Origin of the sequence: Micromonospora sp. NPDC048935 (genome assembly GCF_043197875.1) — a bacterium.
In the GTDB taxonomy this organism is placed as follows: domain Bacteria; phylum Actinomycetota; class Actinomycetes; order Mycobacteriales; family Micromonosporaceae; genus Micromonospora.
The window spans coordinates 373964-387031 of sequence record NZ_JBICTZ010000005.1; the positions used below are offsets into that span (position 1 = coordinate 373964).

The following is a 13068-nucleotide window of genomic DNA, read 5'->3' on the forward strand; positions in this document are numbered from 1 at the left end:
CTACCCATAAAACCTATCGGGTTAGTAGGCTACCGCCGGCGCCGACACCTGTCGATGCGCTGCCACCCGCCTGCCCCGACCCGAGGAGCCGCCATGCCCACCCCCTCGACGAGCCGCCCCCCGCATCGCCGCCTCCTGACGGCAGCGCTCACCACCGTGACGTTGCTCGCCACGGTCGCGGTGAGCGCGTGCGGCGGGTCCGCCGACGCGGACGGCGGCACCCCGGAAAAACTCCGGATCGGGTACCAGCGCTTCGGCGGCCTCAGCCTGGTCAAGGCACGCGGCGCCGCACCGGATGTGGAGTGGTCGCTGTTCGAGAGTGGCCCGGCGCTCACCGAGGCGCTCAAGGCCGGCTCGATCGACATCGGGCAGGTCGGCGAGGCCCCGCCCGTCTTCGCCGCCGCCGGGAAGATCCCGTTCTCCATCATCGGGACCTCGGCGCCGATCCCGCAGGGTGAGGCCGTGCTCGTCAAGGCCGACCGCGGTTACCGCAGCTTCGCCGACCTCAAGGGCAGGACGGTGGCCCTGAACAAGGGGTCCAACGTGCACTGGCTGCTGGTCCAACTCCTCAAGGCGAACAACATGACCTTGAAGGACATCCAGGTCAAATATCTCAAGCCCGCCGAGGGGCGGCCCGCGTTCGACGGCGGCCAGGTCGACGCCTGGGTGATCTGGGACCCGTACTTCGCGCTGGCCGAGCAACCGGGGGTCCAGGTGCTCGCGGACGCGACGGGTCTGGCCAGCAACCGCGAGTACGTCCTGGCCGCCCCGGACGCCGTCTCGAAGCGCTCGGACGAGGTACGGGCCTTCCTCCAGCACTACCGCGACGTGACCGACTGGGGCATCGCGCATCCCGAGGAGCGGGCCAGCATCCTCGCCCCCGAACTGAAGATCCCGCAGGACGTCACCACCCGCGCCCTGGCCCGCAGCGCCCGACCCCTCGCCCCGGTCACCCCGGCCATCGGTGACGAACTCCAGGCCATCACCGACAGCTTCATCGCCCTGGACCTCATTCCCGGGCCGGTCGATCTCCGCGCCCGGGTCGACGACCGGTTCAGTGCGGTCTTCCAGTGAGCCACACGACGCTCGCCGAGGCCCCTCCCGAGGTCGCGACCACCGCGCCCGGCACGCCTCGACGTGCCCGGTCGGCCCGCCGCCACCGGCGGCTGATCAGCCCGGTGGCGCTGGTCCTGGGCTGGGAGTTGGCTGGCCGCACCGGGTTGCTGGCACCGGAGAAGCTGCCCGCGCCCAGCGACGTCCTGGCCACCGGCTGGCGGCTGACCCGGGACGGGACACTTCCCGTGCACCTGCTGGACTCCCTCACCCGCGCCGGGGCGGGGCTGTTGATCGGCGGCCTCCTGGCGCTGATCCTGGGCACGGTGGCCGGTCTGCTGCGGCTCGGCGACGACCTGGTCGACCCACCGGTGCAGATGGCCCGGATGCTGCCGCACCTGGGACTGGTGCCGTTGCTGATCATCTGGGTCGGCATCGGCGAGTCGCTCAAGATCAGCCTGGTGGCGCTCGGCGTGTTCTTCCCCATCTACTTCAACACCTACGCCGGCATCCGGGACATCGACGAGCGGCTGGTGGAGGCCGCCCGTACCTGCGGGTTGGGGCAGGCCGCCCGCCTGCGGCACGTGGTGCTGCCCGGCGCGCTGCCGTCGCTCTTCCTCGGCCTGCGGCTGGCGATCGGCGCGGCCTGGCTCAGCCTGGTCGTCGGCGAGCAGGTCAACGCCCAGACCGGGATCGGCTTCCTGATGATGGAGGCGCGGGAGTTCAGCCAGACCGACGTGGTGGTGCTCGGCCTGCTCGTCTACGCCCTGCTCGGGCTGATATCCGACCTTGCGTTGCGGGTGTTGGAGAGGAGGATGTTGACATGGCGTCGCGGATTGCGGGCCACCTGACCGGTTCGACGCCGGTGTTGACCGCGCACGCGGTGCACCGGGCGTTCGGGCCGACGGTCGTGTTGGCCGGAGTCGACCTGACCATCGCCCGGGGCGAGGTGGTGGCCCTGCTGGGCGGCAGCGGCTCGGGCAAGAGCACCCTCCTGCGGATCCTCGCCGGCCTGGACGGCGAGGCCAGCGGTGAGATCGTCGTGCACGGCAGGGCCGCCGTGGTCTTCCAGGAGCACCGGTTGCTGCCCTGGAAGCGGGTGGCGGCCAACGTCGGGCTCGGGTTGTCCGGGGCCGACACGGCCGGTCGGATCCAGCGCGCGCTGGCCGAGGTCGGGCTCGCCGAACGGCACCGCGCCTGGCCGGCGGAGTTGTCCGGTGGGCAGGCGCAACGGGTCGCGGTCGCACGGGCCCTGGTCCGCGAACCGGACCTGCTGCTGCTCGACGAGCCGTTCGGCGCGCTGGACGCGCTGACCCGACTGCGGATGCAGGTCCTGCTGCGTCGGCTGCGCGCCGAGCACGGCTTCGCCGCCCTGCTGGTCACCCACGACGTGGAGGAGGCGCTGCTGCTCGCCGACCGGATCCTGCTCCTCGACGACTGCCGCATCGCCGCGGACCTGCCCGTCGACCTGGCCCCCACCCGTACGCCGGACGACCCGGCCTTCGGCGCGCTGCGCCGGCACCTGCTCGACCGACTCGGCGTTCCCACGACCTGACGAGCGGAGACCCGATGACCCGCTGGACCCCCGATCCCACCTTCTACCCCTCCCCCGCCGAGGCGGTGAGCGCACCGGCGGAGAAGCTCGCCTACGTGGCGGCCTTCGACCGGACGGCCAGCCGCCCGGACGCCATCGCGGTGCTGGACACCGACCCCGACTCCCCCGCCTACGGCACCGTCGTCGGCTGGACCGACCTGCCGCACCTCGGCGACGAGGTGCACCACTTCGGGTGGAACGCGTGCAGCAGCGCGCTCTGCCCGACCGCGCCGCACCCGCACGTGGAGCGGCGCTACCTGATCGTGCCGGGCCTGCGGTCGTCGCGCATCCACGTGCTCGACACGCAGCCCGATCCGCGCCAGCCCCAGGTGGTCAAGGTGATCGGGCCGGAGGAGTTGGCGAAGAAGGCCGGCTACTCGCGGCCGCACACCGTGCACTGTGGGCCGGACGGCATCTACGTCTCGGCTCTGGGCGGCGCGGACGGCGCGGAGGGTCCGGGCGGCATCGCGATCCTGGACCACACCACCTTCGAGGTCCGCGCGGCGTGGGAGGCCGACCGGGGTCCGCAGTTCCTGGCGTACGACGTGTGGTGGCACCTCACCCAGGACGTGCTCGTCACCAGCGAGTGGGGCACCCCGTCGATGATTGAGGACGGCATCGTCGGCGAGCTGCTGCTGGGTCGACGCTACGGTCACGCGATCCACTTCTGGGATCTCGCCAAGCGTCGCCACGTGCAGCGCGTCGACCTGGGTGATCAGTATCAGATGCCGCTGGAGCTGCGCCCCGCGCACGATCCGACGAAATCGTACGGGTTCGTCGGGGTGGTGATCAGCGTCGAGGACCTGTCCGCCTCGGTGTGGCTGTGGCACCGCGACGGGGACGCCTGGGCGGTCACCAAGGTGATCGACATCCCGGCGGAGCCGGCCGACCCGGCGGACCTGCCCGACCTGCTCAAGCCGTTCGGCGCGGTGCCGCCACTGGTGACCGACATCGACCTGTCGGTGGACGACCGGTTCCTCTACGTCTCCTGCTGGGGCACCGGGGAGTTGCGCCAGTACGACGTCGGCGACCCGCTGCACCCGGTGCAGACCGGCTCGGTGCACCTGGGCGGCATCGTCCGCCGCACCCCCCACCCGTCCGCCCCGGACGAGGCCCTCGCGGGCGGCCCGCAGATGGTCGAGGTGAGCCGGGACGGCCGGCGGGTCTATGTCAGCAACTCCCTCTACGGCGCGTGGGACGACCAGTTCTACCCCGACGGGGTGGGTGCCTGGTTGGCAAAGCTCGACGTCGACACCGACGCCGGTGGGCTGACCCCGGACGAGCGGTTCTTCCCACACGGCGAGGCGTTCCGCGGGTTGCGGGTGCACCAGACCCGGTTGCAGGGCGGGGACGCGTCCTCCGACTCGTACTGCTTTCCGTGACCGTCTCCACCCTGGCGACGCTCGCCGCGCTCGGCGCGTTCCACGGTCTGAACCCGGCGATGGGTTGGCTGTTCGCGGTGGCCCGGGGTTTGCAGGAACGCAGCAGTGCGGCGCTGCTGCGCTCACTGCCGCCGATCGCGGCGGGGCACCTCGCCTCGGTGGCCATCGTCGCGGCGCTGGTGGCCGCGACCCGGTCGGTGACGGCGAGCACCGCCGTGGCGGTGGTCGGCGGCGTGCTGCTCGTGGCCTTCGGGTTGTGGCGGCTGTTGTCCGAGCGGCACTTCCGCTGGGCGGGGATGCGACTGTCCTCGGCGCAGCTCGCCGGCTGGTCGTTTCTCATGTCGTCGGCGCACGGCGCAGGTCTGATGCTGGTGCCGGTGCTGGTGGCCGAGCCGGTGGCCGGGGGCCACTCCGGGCACCTGGCCTCCGCACCGGCGGGTGCGCTGTCCGGGCTCGCCGCGGCCGGCGTGCACACCGCGGCGATGCTCGGGGTCGCCCTGGCCGTGGCGATGCTCGTCTACCAGGTGCTCGGGGTCGGCGTGCTGCGTCGGGCCTGGTTCAACGTCGACCGGCTGTGGGCCGGCGTGCTTGTCGCGGCGGGGCTGGTGACGCTGATCCGGGTGTGAACCACCATCGTGGACTTCGACAACCTGTGATCTCATGTCCACGTGACCACTCCCACTCCCCTCATGCGCCTGGTGGCCGGTGTGTGGGGCTTCAAGACCCTCGCGGTCGGCGTCGAGCTCGGCCTGTTCACCCGGCTGGCCGGCGGGCGGACGATGACCGTGGAGGACGTCTCCGCCGAGTTCGGGTTGCCCGACCGGCCCGCGGACCTGTTGCTGGCCGCCAGCGCCTCACTCGGCCTGTTGGAGAAGGCCGGCGCCGGCTACCGCAACACCGAGTTGGCCGAGCAGTTCCTGGTCGAGGGCCGCCCGTACTATTTCGGCGCGCAGGTGCGCTACTCGGACCTGCGCACCTACCTGCCCTGGCACCGCATCGGCGAGGCCCTGCGCACCGATCGGCCGTTGACCTGGGATCCGGAGTCGCAGCAGTCGATGTTCGACACCGCCGACCCGGCGATGCTGGCGCAGTTCTGGGACGCGATGTTCTCCACGTCCAGCTTCACCGCCAGCGCGTTGGCCGACGCGTACGACTTCTCCGCCCATCAGCGCCTGCTCGACGTGGGCGGTGGGGCGGGCGCGTTCCCCATCGAGTTCTGCCGCCGTCTGCCCGACCTGCGGGCAACGGTGCTGGACCTGCCGCACGTCTGCGTCCGGGCCCGGGAGCGGATCGCCGAGGCCGGCCTGACCGACCGGATCGACGCGGTGGCCGGTGACTTCCTCGTCGACCCGGAGCTGCCCGACGGGCACGACGTCATCCTGCTCAGCATGATCCTGCACGACTGGGACGAGCCCACCAACCGGGCGCTGCTGGCCCGCTGCCACGCGGCGCTGCCGCCCGGCGGGGCGATCGTCGTCTGCGAGCTGCTGCTCAACGACGAGCGCACCGGGCCACCGGAGGCGGCGCTGATGGGGATGAACATGCTCGTCGAGACTGAGGGCGGGCGCAACTACTCGGGCGCGGAATACCGGACCTGGCTTGCCGACGCCGGCTTCGTCGACGTGCGTACCGTGCCGTTCGACGCCCCGGGCGCCAACGGCGCGGTGGTGGCCCACCGGCCCTGACCGCCGGCGACACCCGGCCCCGGTGCGAACCGTGGGCCGGGTGTCGCGGCGCCGCACGGCGCCGGCGTCCGATCGGCTACCGGTACGGGTCAGGCGCGGGCCTTCGCCGGCTGCTTCATGAAGTCCATGATCGCCTTGTTGACCTCGTCGGCGTGGGTCCACGGAATACCGTGCGGCGCGCCCTTGAGTGTGACGAGCGTGCCGGTCGGCATCATCGGCCCGAGCCGCTGACCGGTCACCGGGTAGGGCAGCACCCGGTCCTGGTCACCCTGCACGATCAACACCGGAATGTTGATCTTCGGCAGGTCCTGGCGGAAGTCCTCCTGCCAGGCGTCCACACTGTCGTGGGTGGCCTTGCCGGAGGCCATGGCACCGATCTGCCAGTGCGCCCGGTACGCCTCCTCGCTGACCCGCTTGCCCATGTTCTGATCCGGGTTGAAGAACGCGTCGCAGAACGACGTCAGGTACGCGAAGCGATCCTTGACGATGGCGTCCTGGAAGCCCTTGAAGAGGCTCCGCTCGACACCCTCCGGATTGTCGCTGGCCTTGGCCAACATGGGTTGCAGCGGGCTGAGCACCACGGCCCGACTCACTCGCTGGGAGCCGTAGTTGCCCAGGTAGCGGATCACCTCGCCGGTGCCCATCGAGTGCCCCACCAGGGTCACGTCGTTCAGGTCCAACTCGGTCATCAGCACGTCCAGGTCCGCGGCGAACGTGTTGTAGTCGTACCCGAACGCGGGCTGGGCGGAGTTGCCGTAACCGCGCCGATCGTAGGTGATCGTCCGGTATCCGGCGTCGAGCAGCGCCCTGGTTTCCTTCTCCCAGGTCGCCCCGTTGAACGGGAAGCCGTGGATCAGCACCACCGGCTTACCGGATCCGTGATCCTCGTAGTACAGGTCGATGGGTGCGGAGTTTTCCGTCCCCACGGTGATGAAAGGCATGTTTGTCTCCTGCTCCGGTTTCGGGCTGTCGGACGTCACGGCTTTCCCGCCGCGTCGGCGGATATGCGGACTACCGAAGGCACCCCCGGCAGGCGCTCACCCGCCCACCGCACCATCGACATATATCAACCTCATCGGTACGCTCGCCGGTAGGAAAGTTTCGGCGTACGGGAGGTGGGCATGCCCCGACGAATGCTCGTGAGGGTCGCCGCGTTGGCCATCGGAGCGGCCACGGCCGCAGTGGGCGCGACACCGGCACACGCCGACCCGGTGGTGCCACGGCACGCCATCGTGGTCTGTCAGAGCGCCAGTTTCTACGCCAACTACGACTCGGCCGGCGGGCCGACCGGCCTCAAGCGCACCCTGGTCTACGGCAACAAGATCGGCCACACGCCGGGGGCCCACCCGGTCTACAACGGGTGGGCGGCGTCGTTCGACTTCGGCCCCAACGACTGGGGCTACCTGCGCGCCGAGTGCATCGGCGGGTACGACTCATGGTGACCCGACGTCGGACGGTCGCCGGCCTGCTCGCCGGGCTCGTCGCCGCCACCGTGACCCTGCCGTCCCCCGCGCAGGCCGCCAACGGCACGATCGGCCAACGGGAGACGGTGTGCGCGAGCGACCTGTTCGTCCGCACCCAACCCAACGGCGCCTGGATGGGCACTCTCTACCAGGGTCAGACGTTCCTGGTCGAGGGTCCCCGCAGCGGCGGCTACGTCTACGGCTTCGCGTACGGGTATGTCAACCGACGCGGCTGGGTGCAGGACGGCTGGTTCTGCTGACCGCCTCCGCTGGCGCGAGACGGCAGGACAGGGGTGTCCGGATCGGGTCGCGACGGCCTAACCTCGGAGGGTGAGTCTTTCGCCTCGGCTGCGGGCCGTCAGCGACCTGCACATCGCGTACCCGGAGAACCGCTCGTTCGTCCAGGAGCTACACCCGGACCACGACGGCGACTGGCTGCTCGTCGCCGGCGACGTGGCCGAGCGGTACGCCGACGTCGAGTGGGCACTGGCGCTGCTGAGCACCCGGTTCGCGAAGGTCGTCTGGGCACCGGGCAACCACGAGCTGTGGACCCCGACCGACGACCCGGTGCAACTCCGCGGCGAGGCGCGCTACCACGAGTTGGTCCGCATGTGTCGACAGTTGGGGGTCGTCACCCCGGAGGATCCGTACCCGGTCTGGGACGGCGTGGGCGGCCCGGCCACGGTCGCCCCGCTCTTCGTGCTCTACGACTACACGTTCCGGGTGCCCGCGGCGCGCACCAAACAGGAGTCACTGGATCTGGCGTACAAGGCCGGGGTGGTCTGCTCGGACGAGGCGATGCTGCACCCCGACCCCTACCCGAGCCGGGAAGCGTGGTGCGACGCCCGGATCATCGAGACCGAGCGCCGGCTGTCCGAGCGCGACCCGGCCCTGCCGACCGTGCTGGTCAACCACTACCCGCTGGTGCGCGAACCCACCGACGTTCTGTGGTATCCGGAGTTCGCCCAGTGGTGCGGCACCGTCCACACCCGCGACTGGCACCTGCGCTTCGGTGCGGCCACGATGGTCTACGGGCACCTGCACATTCCTCGCACGACCTTCTACGACGGGGTGCGGTTCGAGGAGGTCTCGCTGGGCTACCCGCGCGAGTGGCGGCGGCGCGGCTCGGTGCCCGACCCGGTGCGCACCATCGACCCGGCCGAGGACCTGCGCCGGCGCGTGTCCGTCACCGGGTAAGACCGAGACCGGTCGCGCCACGCCTACCGGCGCGGGCAGCGCGCGGGGCAGCGCGGGCAGCGCGCAAACCCAAGATCGACTCGGCTTTGGCAAACCCGCGGTATCCCAGCGGCTCGGACACCCCGGTTTCACCAAAACCGAGTCGATCATCAGCGCTTTCCCAACAGTCGGGAGGCTGGCCCGGCCACTCAGGGCCGGGTGAGGCCGACCAACGTAGCGGTGTCCACTAACGTTTGCCCTCGTCCGGTCAGCCCGGCTTGTGCGCCGTGACGAGTTCCCAGGCTCCGGGCAGGACCTGGATGTCGGTGAATCCGATCTCCGCCAGCAGGCTGGTGTAGAAGCTGACCTCGCGGAGCCGGCTGACAGCGCTGTCGACGCCGATGAGGAAGTAGGACCAGAAGAACTGCATCGCGAGCCGGTCCGGAGTGCGGAACTCCTCGCAGATCAGTAGCAGCCCGCCCGGCGGCAGTGCCTCGTACGCCTTCTCGACGAGTCTGCGAGATTCCGGGGTAGGCCAATCGTGCAGTACCCGGACGAACGCGAGCGCGTCGTAGCCGGCCGGTAGTGGCTCGGCGAAGAAGTCGCCGCCGACGAATCCGAGTCGGTCCTGGTGGCCGCACCGCCTGCGGGTCTCTTCGACCAGAGGGGCGACGGCCGGCAGGTTATACACGTCGGCCCGCAGGTGCGTGGCGTCGTCGAGGACGTGCGCGGCAAGCGTGCCGGCACCGCCGCCGACGTCGAGGAAGCGGCGCCGCCCTGGCCACAGAAGGTGCGCGTGACGGCCGAAGGTCTCGATGACTGGTCCGAGCCCGGCGGACATGCTCCGCTCGAATGCCTCCGTCTGTTCGTCGGTCTTTGGAGGCCAGGAGAAGTCGTCCTCTGTCATGCTCACATCGCCGCGGAGACTCTCCGCCAACCGGCCGTGCAACCGCTGCCAGGGGTACGTGTCGCGGTCGCGCTCGATCGCGTGCGGCCCGACGGCAGCCGCCGCAGCGGCGCGGAGGCCGGGAACGGCGCTATACATGGTCTCGTTGATGTCGTCGCTCGGCTCGTCCCGGTCGAGGAACCCGAGACTCTCCAGACAGTCCAGAAACTTGTAGAGCCGCAACGGTTGCATCTCGAAGCGTTCGGCGAGTTCGCGAAGGCTTACCGGCCCAGGTTCCAGCGCGTCGAGCAGCCCGACGTGGAGCGCGGTCGTCACCACGTCGACGGCTTTGGAACCGTTGAAGAGCAGGCTCATCAGCGCACGTGGCGAGAGCGAGGTCGTCATCGCCCAGCCCCTCGTGACACGTCCTCGAGCGCGTCCATGAACTCGTCGATCTCGTCCAGTGTGTTGTAGATGTGGGGGCCGATCCGCAGGTATCTACGCCAACTGCAGATCATGTCGCGCTGGGCCAGCCGCTGCTTGACCGCCTCGCCGTCGGGGATGTCCAGGCACACCACGCCACCGCGCCGATATGGCTCGACCGGGCTGACCACCGAGATGCCGGCCGCCTCGGCGCGTCTGAGGATCCGCTCCGTGCAGACCAGTGAGTGCGCGCGGATCGCTTCGATGCCGACACCGCTGAGCAGGTCCAGGCCGATCTGGGAGATGAGCGACGTGAGGGGGAACGGTGTCCCGCCGGTGAACCGTCGCGCGTCAGGCGCCCAGCCTGTCGATGGCTGGAACGTCAGCGCCCGGTCGCCGGCCTGCCAGCCGGTTGCCGCGGGTTCGAGGCCGGGCAACAGGTCGGGGCGGACGTACAGGAACGCGTTGCCGACGCCGCACATCCACTTGTGGGCGCCTCCGAGGACGAAATCGACGCCGAGTGTGGTGACGTCGAGCGGCATGATCCCGACGCTCTGGAACGCATCGACGATGACCAGGGCTCCAACACTGTGTGCGTGTTTCACCACACGACCCAGGTCGATGGTGGCCCCGGACGAGTAGCTTGCGTGTGACACGCACACGAGCAGCGTCTGCTCATCGATTCGCCGCAGCAATTCCTCCTCGTCGATGCGTGGCCCGCCCGAGCCGGCCACGTCGAGCACGGCGCCGTATCGCCGGAACGCGTTCCAGATGAACGGGATGGTCGGGAACTCCAGATCCGTCGTCACCACACGGTTGCGGGGTGCCTGGTAGTCGAAACAGGAGGCGACCCGTGCCAGTAAAGTGCTCAGGTTGGCGTCGATTGCCACGCTGCCCGGTTCGGCTTCGATGAACGCCGCCAAGCCATCGGTGTATTTCTGGATGCCGTCGTGCCAGGCGTCCCAGACGCCGTCGCGCCAGGTACGTAGCGTCTCCCAATACTGAGTCAGGACGTGTTCAGCACCCTTCGGTACGGCACCGGTCGAGTTATTGTTGAGATAGATACACGTACTCAGCAATGGAAACTGCTCGCGGAGTACCGCCTGCGGCGTGGCGCACGGATCGGGGGTTCCGTTCATCTAGGCTCGCCTCGCATTGCCTGCCGGAGTGAACACTGGTATGGATCGGGTCACTGCCAGGTAGGGCGTGCCCTCGGTATATCCGGTTCCCATGCGGGTGTCAAGCATCCGGCTAGCAATTCGGTAATGAGTCTGACGCCACTGGGTCAGCGCGTTCGCGAATTCCCCCATCCGCGTTTCGAGTAGGAGTCGGTCAGGTTCACACAGGCGGCCGAGTCGGCTCGCCTCGTGGTAGGCGTGCTCGACCGACGGCTGGCCGGCCAGCACCCGGTCGCGCACCTCAGGCACCGACAGGTAGGCGGCGGAGGACAGGCGCGGCTCCTCCGGTGAGCGGCACAGCGACTCGACGAGTTTGTAGGACCGGGACTGAATCGCGCTGGCACCCTCGGTGTAGACGCGGAACGCGCGGAACGACTTCGGCTGCATGGTGGCCATCAGCGAGAAGAGCGGCGCGGCAGAATTGAGCAGTTCCCGGCCGTACGCCAGTTGTTCGGCCGCTGCCTCGGCATGCCCGACCGTCAGAGCCTCGACCGTCGCCTGCACCTCGGCGGCGAGCAGAGCGAACGTGGCTTCGTATGCCTGAAGCACCCGGATGAAGAGATACTCGTCGTGCACCACGTAGACCGGCAGCATTCCGATCAGCAAGGCCCGCCGCTCTGTGGGGCTCTGGTCCGCGACCACCGCGTCGTGCATCGCGGCCACCGCGGCCGCAGGCTCGGCCAGATCGGTCATGGCCGACCGGCCCTGCCGGGCCAGCGCCGCCGACACGGCCCGTAGTCCGAGCCGGTAACGTTTGGCCACCCGTTCCGGGCCCGGTCGTTGCAGGGGAAGCAGATCGGTCATACCAGTTTCGACGGCCAACTCGAACGCGAGGGCATCGGCGATGAGGTGTACGTAGAGGCGGTCGTGTTGTCGTCGCAGGTCAACCCGCTGGTCGTCGGTCGGCTCAACGGTTGGCAGCCGAAGCAGGTTCAGCGCCAGGTAGCTCTGGTAGTCGTATCGGCCGTCGCGCTTGTCAAGCGCGACGTCGAGAAAGTCCCGCAGAAGCCTTGTTTCCGCAGACCGCGGGGTGACCGCTCGAATCCAATCGAGGAGAACGAAGACGTCGTCGGCGACGAATTGCTTGCCAGTGCGATGGAACTCAGCCACGACCGTCTCGTAGGGAAAGGCGTCGGGGTCCGCGCCAGCCGACAGCCAGTTCTTCAGCTCATGCAAGGCTTGCACCCACTGTGCTACCCAGGGCGAGGTTCGCGCGCGCCTGCCACAGGTCGGGGAAGAAGCGGTAGTCGATAAGTTTGGCAAGCATGCCCGACGGGCTGCCCGCAGCGCCAATGACACCGTGGCTGCCAACCCGGATGGCCAGCTTGTAGTGCCGCACCCGCCATGACGAGACTCGATCGTCGAACTCCACCATGGCCTCGGCGAGACGGTAGGCAGGGTCGGACGGTTCCCGGGAGTAGAGCGTCGCCAGGTTGACCTCTCGGCCGGCGAGGAAGGTGGCGAATGCTTGGCCGAGCTTGCGGCCCGCGGCCTGGACCTGCCGCCAGCCCGGCGACTCCGCACCCGACCCCTTGCCAAGTGCTGGCTGCATCGCCTGGAAATCGGCCGGACGCAGGTGGCCCAACATGTCGAGTTGGTCGGTGATGAGCCGTACGGCGAGTGTCGCCCTGGTGAGTAGGAGTTCGGCCGGCGCAGGCTCGCCCCCGTCGACCCGGGCAATCGCTTCAGTCAGGTCGGCTGCCGCCAGTTTGAGCCACAGTTCAGCGGCCTGGTGCGTCACCTGAAAGAGCAGTTCATCGCGGTGAATCACCTCCCCAGGTCGCCTCTGTAGGTCAAGTAGCGCATCCGTACGCATGTAGCGCGCGTAGTCGGTGTCACCCTCACCGGGCAGCACAGGCCCAACGTTCTTTCGTTTCACGAGCGCACCCCTTCCGATCGGGTCCCCGGGAAATCATCGCGCGCCCGGTTATCCAATTACAATAGGCAATGCAAAATTACCTAACGACAGATCCGCTAACGCCGGAATCCGCCAGAGTCAATAGGTGGGGCGAGTTCAGCGAATGTGAGGATTGTCTCCTTGCGCCGATGTGACTCCGGTTGCACTGCGCCGAACGAGCTGAATTCTGGCCGCTTACCAGGAGTTTCTGCGGCTGGATGCCTGGTTGGCGCTGCCACTTCTGACCCCCTAGAGCCTGTTTCTGATCTATACGGCGGCGGTTGCGATACGGGCGCCGCAGCCAGAGCGTTCGCAAGGTGGAGATATGCCT

General features: G+C 69.1%; 14 protein-coding genes. 9 read left to right on the forward strand and 5 right to left on the reverse strand.

Annotated features, from left to right (window positions below; genetic code table 11):
- Positions 1-93: 93 nt before the first annotated feature.
- Genes ACGFIW_RS17405 through ACGFIW_RS17430 form a run of 6 tightly spaced genes read left to right on the forward strand, consistent with a single transcriptional unit; the run spans position 94 to position 5714 of the window.
- Positions 94-1074, forward strand: a complete 981-nt coding sequence (locus tag ACGFIW_RS17405) for an aliphatic sulfonate ABC transporter substrate-binding protein (protein ID WP_393316180.1) — start codon at positions 94-96, stop codon at positions 1072-1074.
- Complete coding sequence (locus ACGFIW_RS17410; RefSeq protein WP_393316183.1) at positions 1071-1904, forward strand: ABC transporter permease; 834 nt, start codon at positions 1071-1073, stop codon at positions 1902-1904. Before ACGFIW_RS17405 ends, ACGFIW_RS17410 begins: the two co-directional genes overlap by 4 nt.
- Complete coding sequence (locus ACGFIW_RS17415) at positions 1877-2608, forward strand: ABC transporter ATP-binding protein (protein ID WP_393316186.1); 732 nt, start codon at positions 1877-1879, stop codon at positions 2606-2608. Before ACGFIW_RS17410 ends, ACGFIW_RS17415 begins: the two co-directional genes overlap by 28 nt.
- Before the next feature lie 14 nt (positions 2609-2622).
- Positions 2623-4029: a selenium-binding family protein gene (locus tag ACGFIW_RS17420; RefSeq protein WP_393316189.1), complete on the forward strand. Its 1407-nt coding sequence runs from the start codon at positions 2623-2625 to the stop codon at positions 4027-4029.
- On the forward strand, positions 4026-4655 hold the full coding sequence (locus tag ACGFIW_RS17425) for a hypothetical protein (RefSeq protein ID WP_393316191.1): 630 nt from the start codon (positions 4026-4028) through the stop codon (positions 4653-4655). Before ACGFIW_RS17420 ends, ACGFIW_RS17425 begins: the two co-directional genes overlap by 4 nt.
- A gap of 42 nt (positions 4656-4697) precedes the next feature.
- Positions 4698-5714 (forward strand): methyltransferase, encoded by a 1017-nt coding sequence (locus ACGFIW_RS17430; RefSeq protein ID WP_393316193.1) that lies wholly within the window; start codon positions 4698-4700, stop codon positions 5712-5714.
- 89 nt (positions 5715-5803) lie between these two features.
- On the opposite strand, the gene ACGFIW_RS17435 is transcribed toward ACGFIW_RS17430, so the two are convergent.
- Positions 5804-6655, reverse strand: coding sequence for an alpha/beta fold hydrolase (locus tag ACGFIW_RS17435; RefSeq protein ID WP_393316196.1), 852 nt, complete (start codon positions 6653-6655; stop codon positions 5804-5806).
- Positions 6656-6835: 180 nt separating this feature from the next.
- On the opposite strand from ACGFIW_RS17435, the gene ACGFIW_RS17440 reads away from it, so the two are divergent.
- The 3 genes from ACGFIW_RS17440 (at position 6836) to ACGFIW_RS17450 (ending at position 8374) form a co-directional block, all read left to right on the forward strand.
- Complete coding sequence (locus ACGFIW_RS17440) at positions 6836-7156, forward strand: hypothetical protein (protein ID WP_393316199.1); 321 nt, start codon at positions 6836-6838, stop codon at positions 7154-7156.
- Positions 7150-7437 carry a hypothetical protein gene (locus ACGFIW_RS17445; protein ID WP_393316202.1) on the forward strand — a complete coding sequence of 96 codons (288 nt, stop codon included), beginning with the start codon at positions 7150-7152 and terminating at the stop codon, positions 7435-7437. The genes ACGFIW_RS17440 and ACGFIW_RS17445 overlap by 7 nt, the downstream gene beginning before the upstream one ends.
- Positions 7438-7507: 70 nt before the next feature.
- Positions 7508-8374: a metallophosphoesterase family protein gene (locus ACGFIW_RS17450; protein WP_393316205.1), complete on the forward strand. Its 867-nt coding sequence runs from the start codon at positions 7508-7510 to the stop codon at positions 8372-8374.
- A 247-nt stretch (positions 8375-8621) separates the two neighbouring features.
- Here ACGFIW_RS17450 and ACGFIW_RS17455 read toward each other — a convergent pair whose 3' ends face one another.
- Genes ACGFIW_RS17455 through ACGFIW_RS17470 form a run of 4 tightly spaced genes read right to left on the reverse strand, consistent with a single transcriptional unit; the run spans position 8622 to position 12719 of the window.
- On the reverse strand, positions 8622-9644 hold the full coding sequence (locus ACGFIW_RS17455; protein ID WP_393316208.1) for a methyltransferase: 1023 nt from the start codon (positions 9642-9644) through the stop codon (positions 8622-8624).
- The gene (locus tag ACGFIW_RS17460; protein WP_393316210.1) at positions 9641-10801 is read right to left on the reverse strand and encodes an aminotransferase class V-fold PLP-dependent enzyme; all 1161 of its coding nucleotides are present in this window, start codon (positions 10799-10801) and stop codon (positions 9641-9643) included. Before ACGFIW_RS17460 ends, ACGFIW_RS17455 begins: the two co-directional genes overlap by 4 nt.
- On the reverse strand, positions 10802-12025 hold the full coding sequence (locus tag ACGFIW_RS17465; protein WP_393316213.1) for a tryptophan 2,3-dioxygenase family protein: 1224 nt from the start codon (positions 12023-12025) through the stop codon (positions 10802-10804).
- Positions 12009-12719, reverse strand: coding sequence for a tryptophan 2,3-dioxygenase family protein (locus ACGFIW_RS17470; protein ID WP_393316215.1), 711 nt, complete (start codon positions 12717-12719; stop codon positions 12009-12011). Before ACGFIW_RS17470 ends, ACGFIW_RS17465 begins: the two co-directional genes overlap by 17 nt.
- Between the last annotated feature and the right edge of the window lie 349 nt (positions 12720-13068).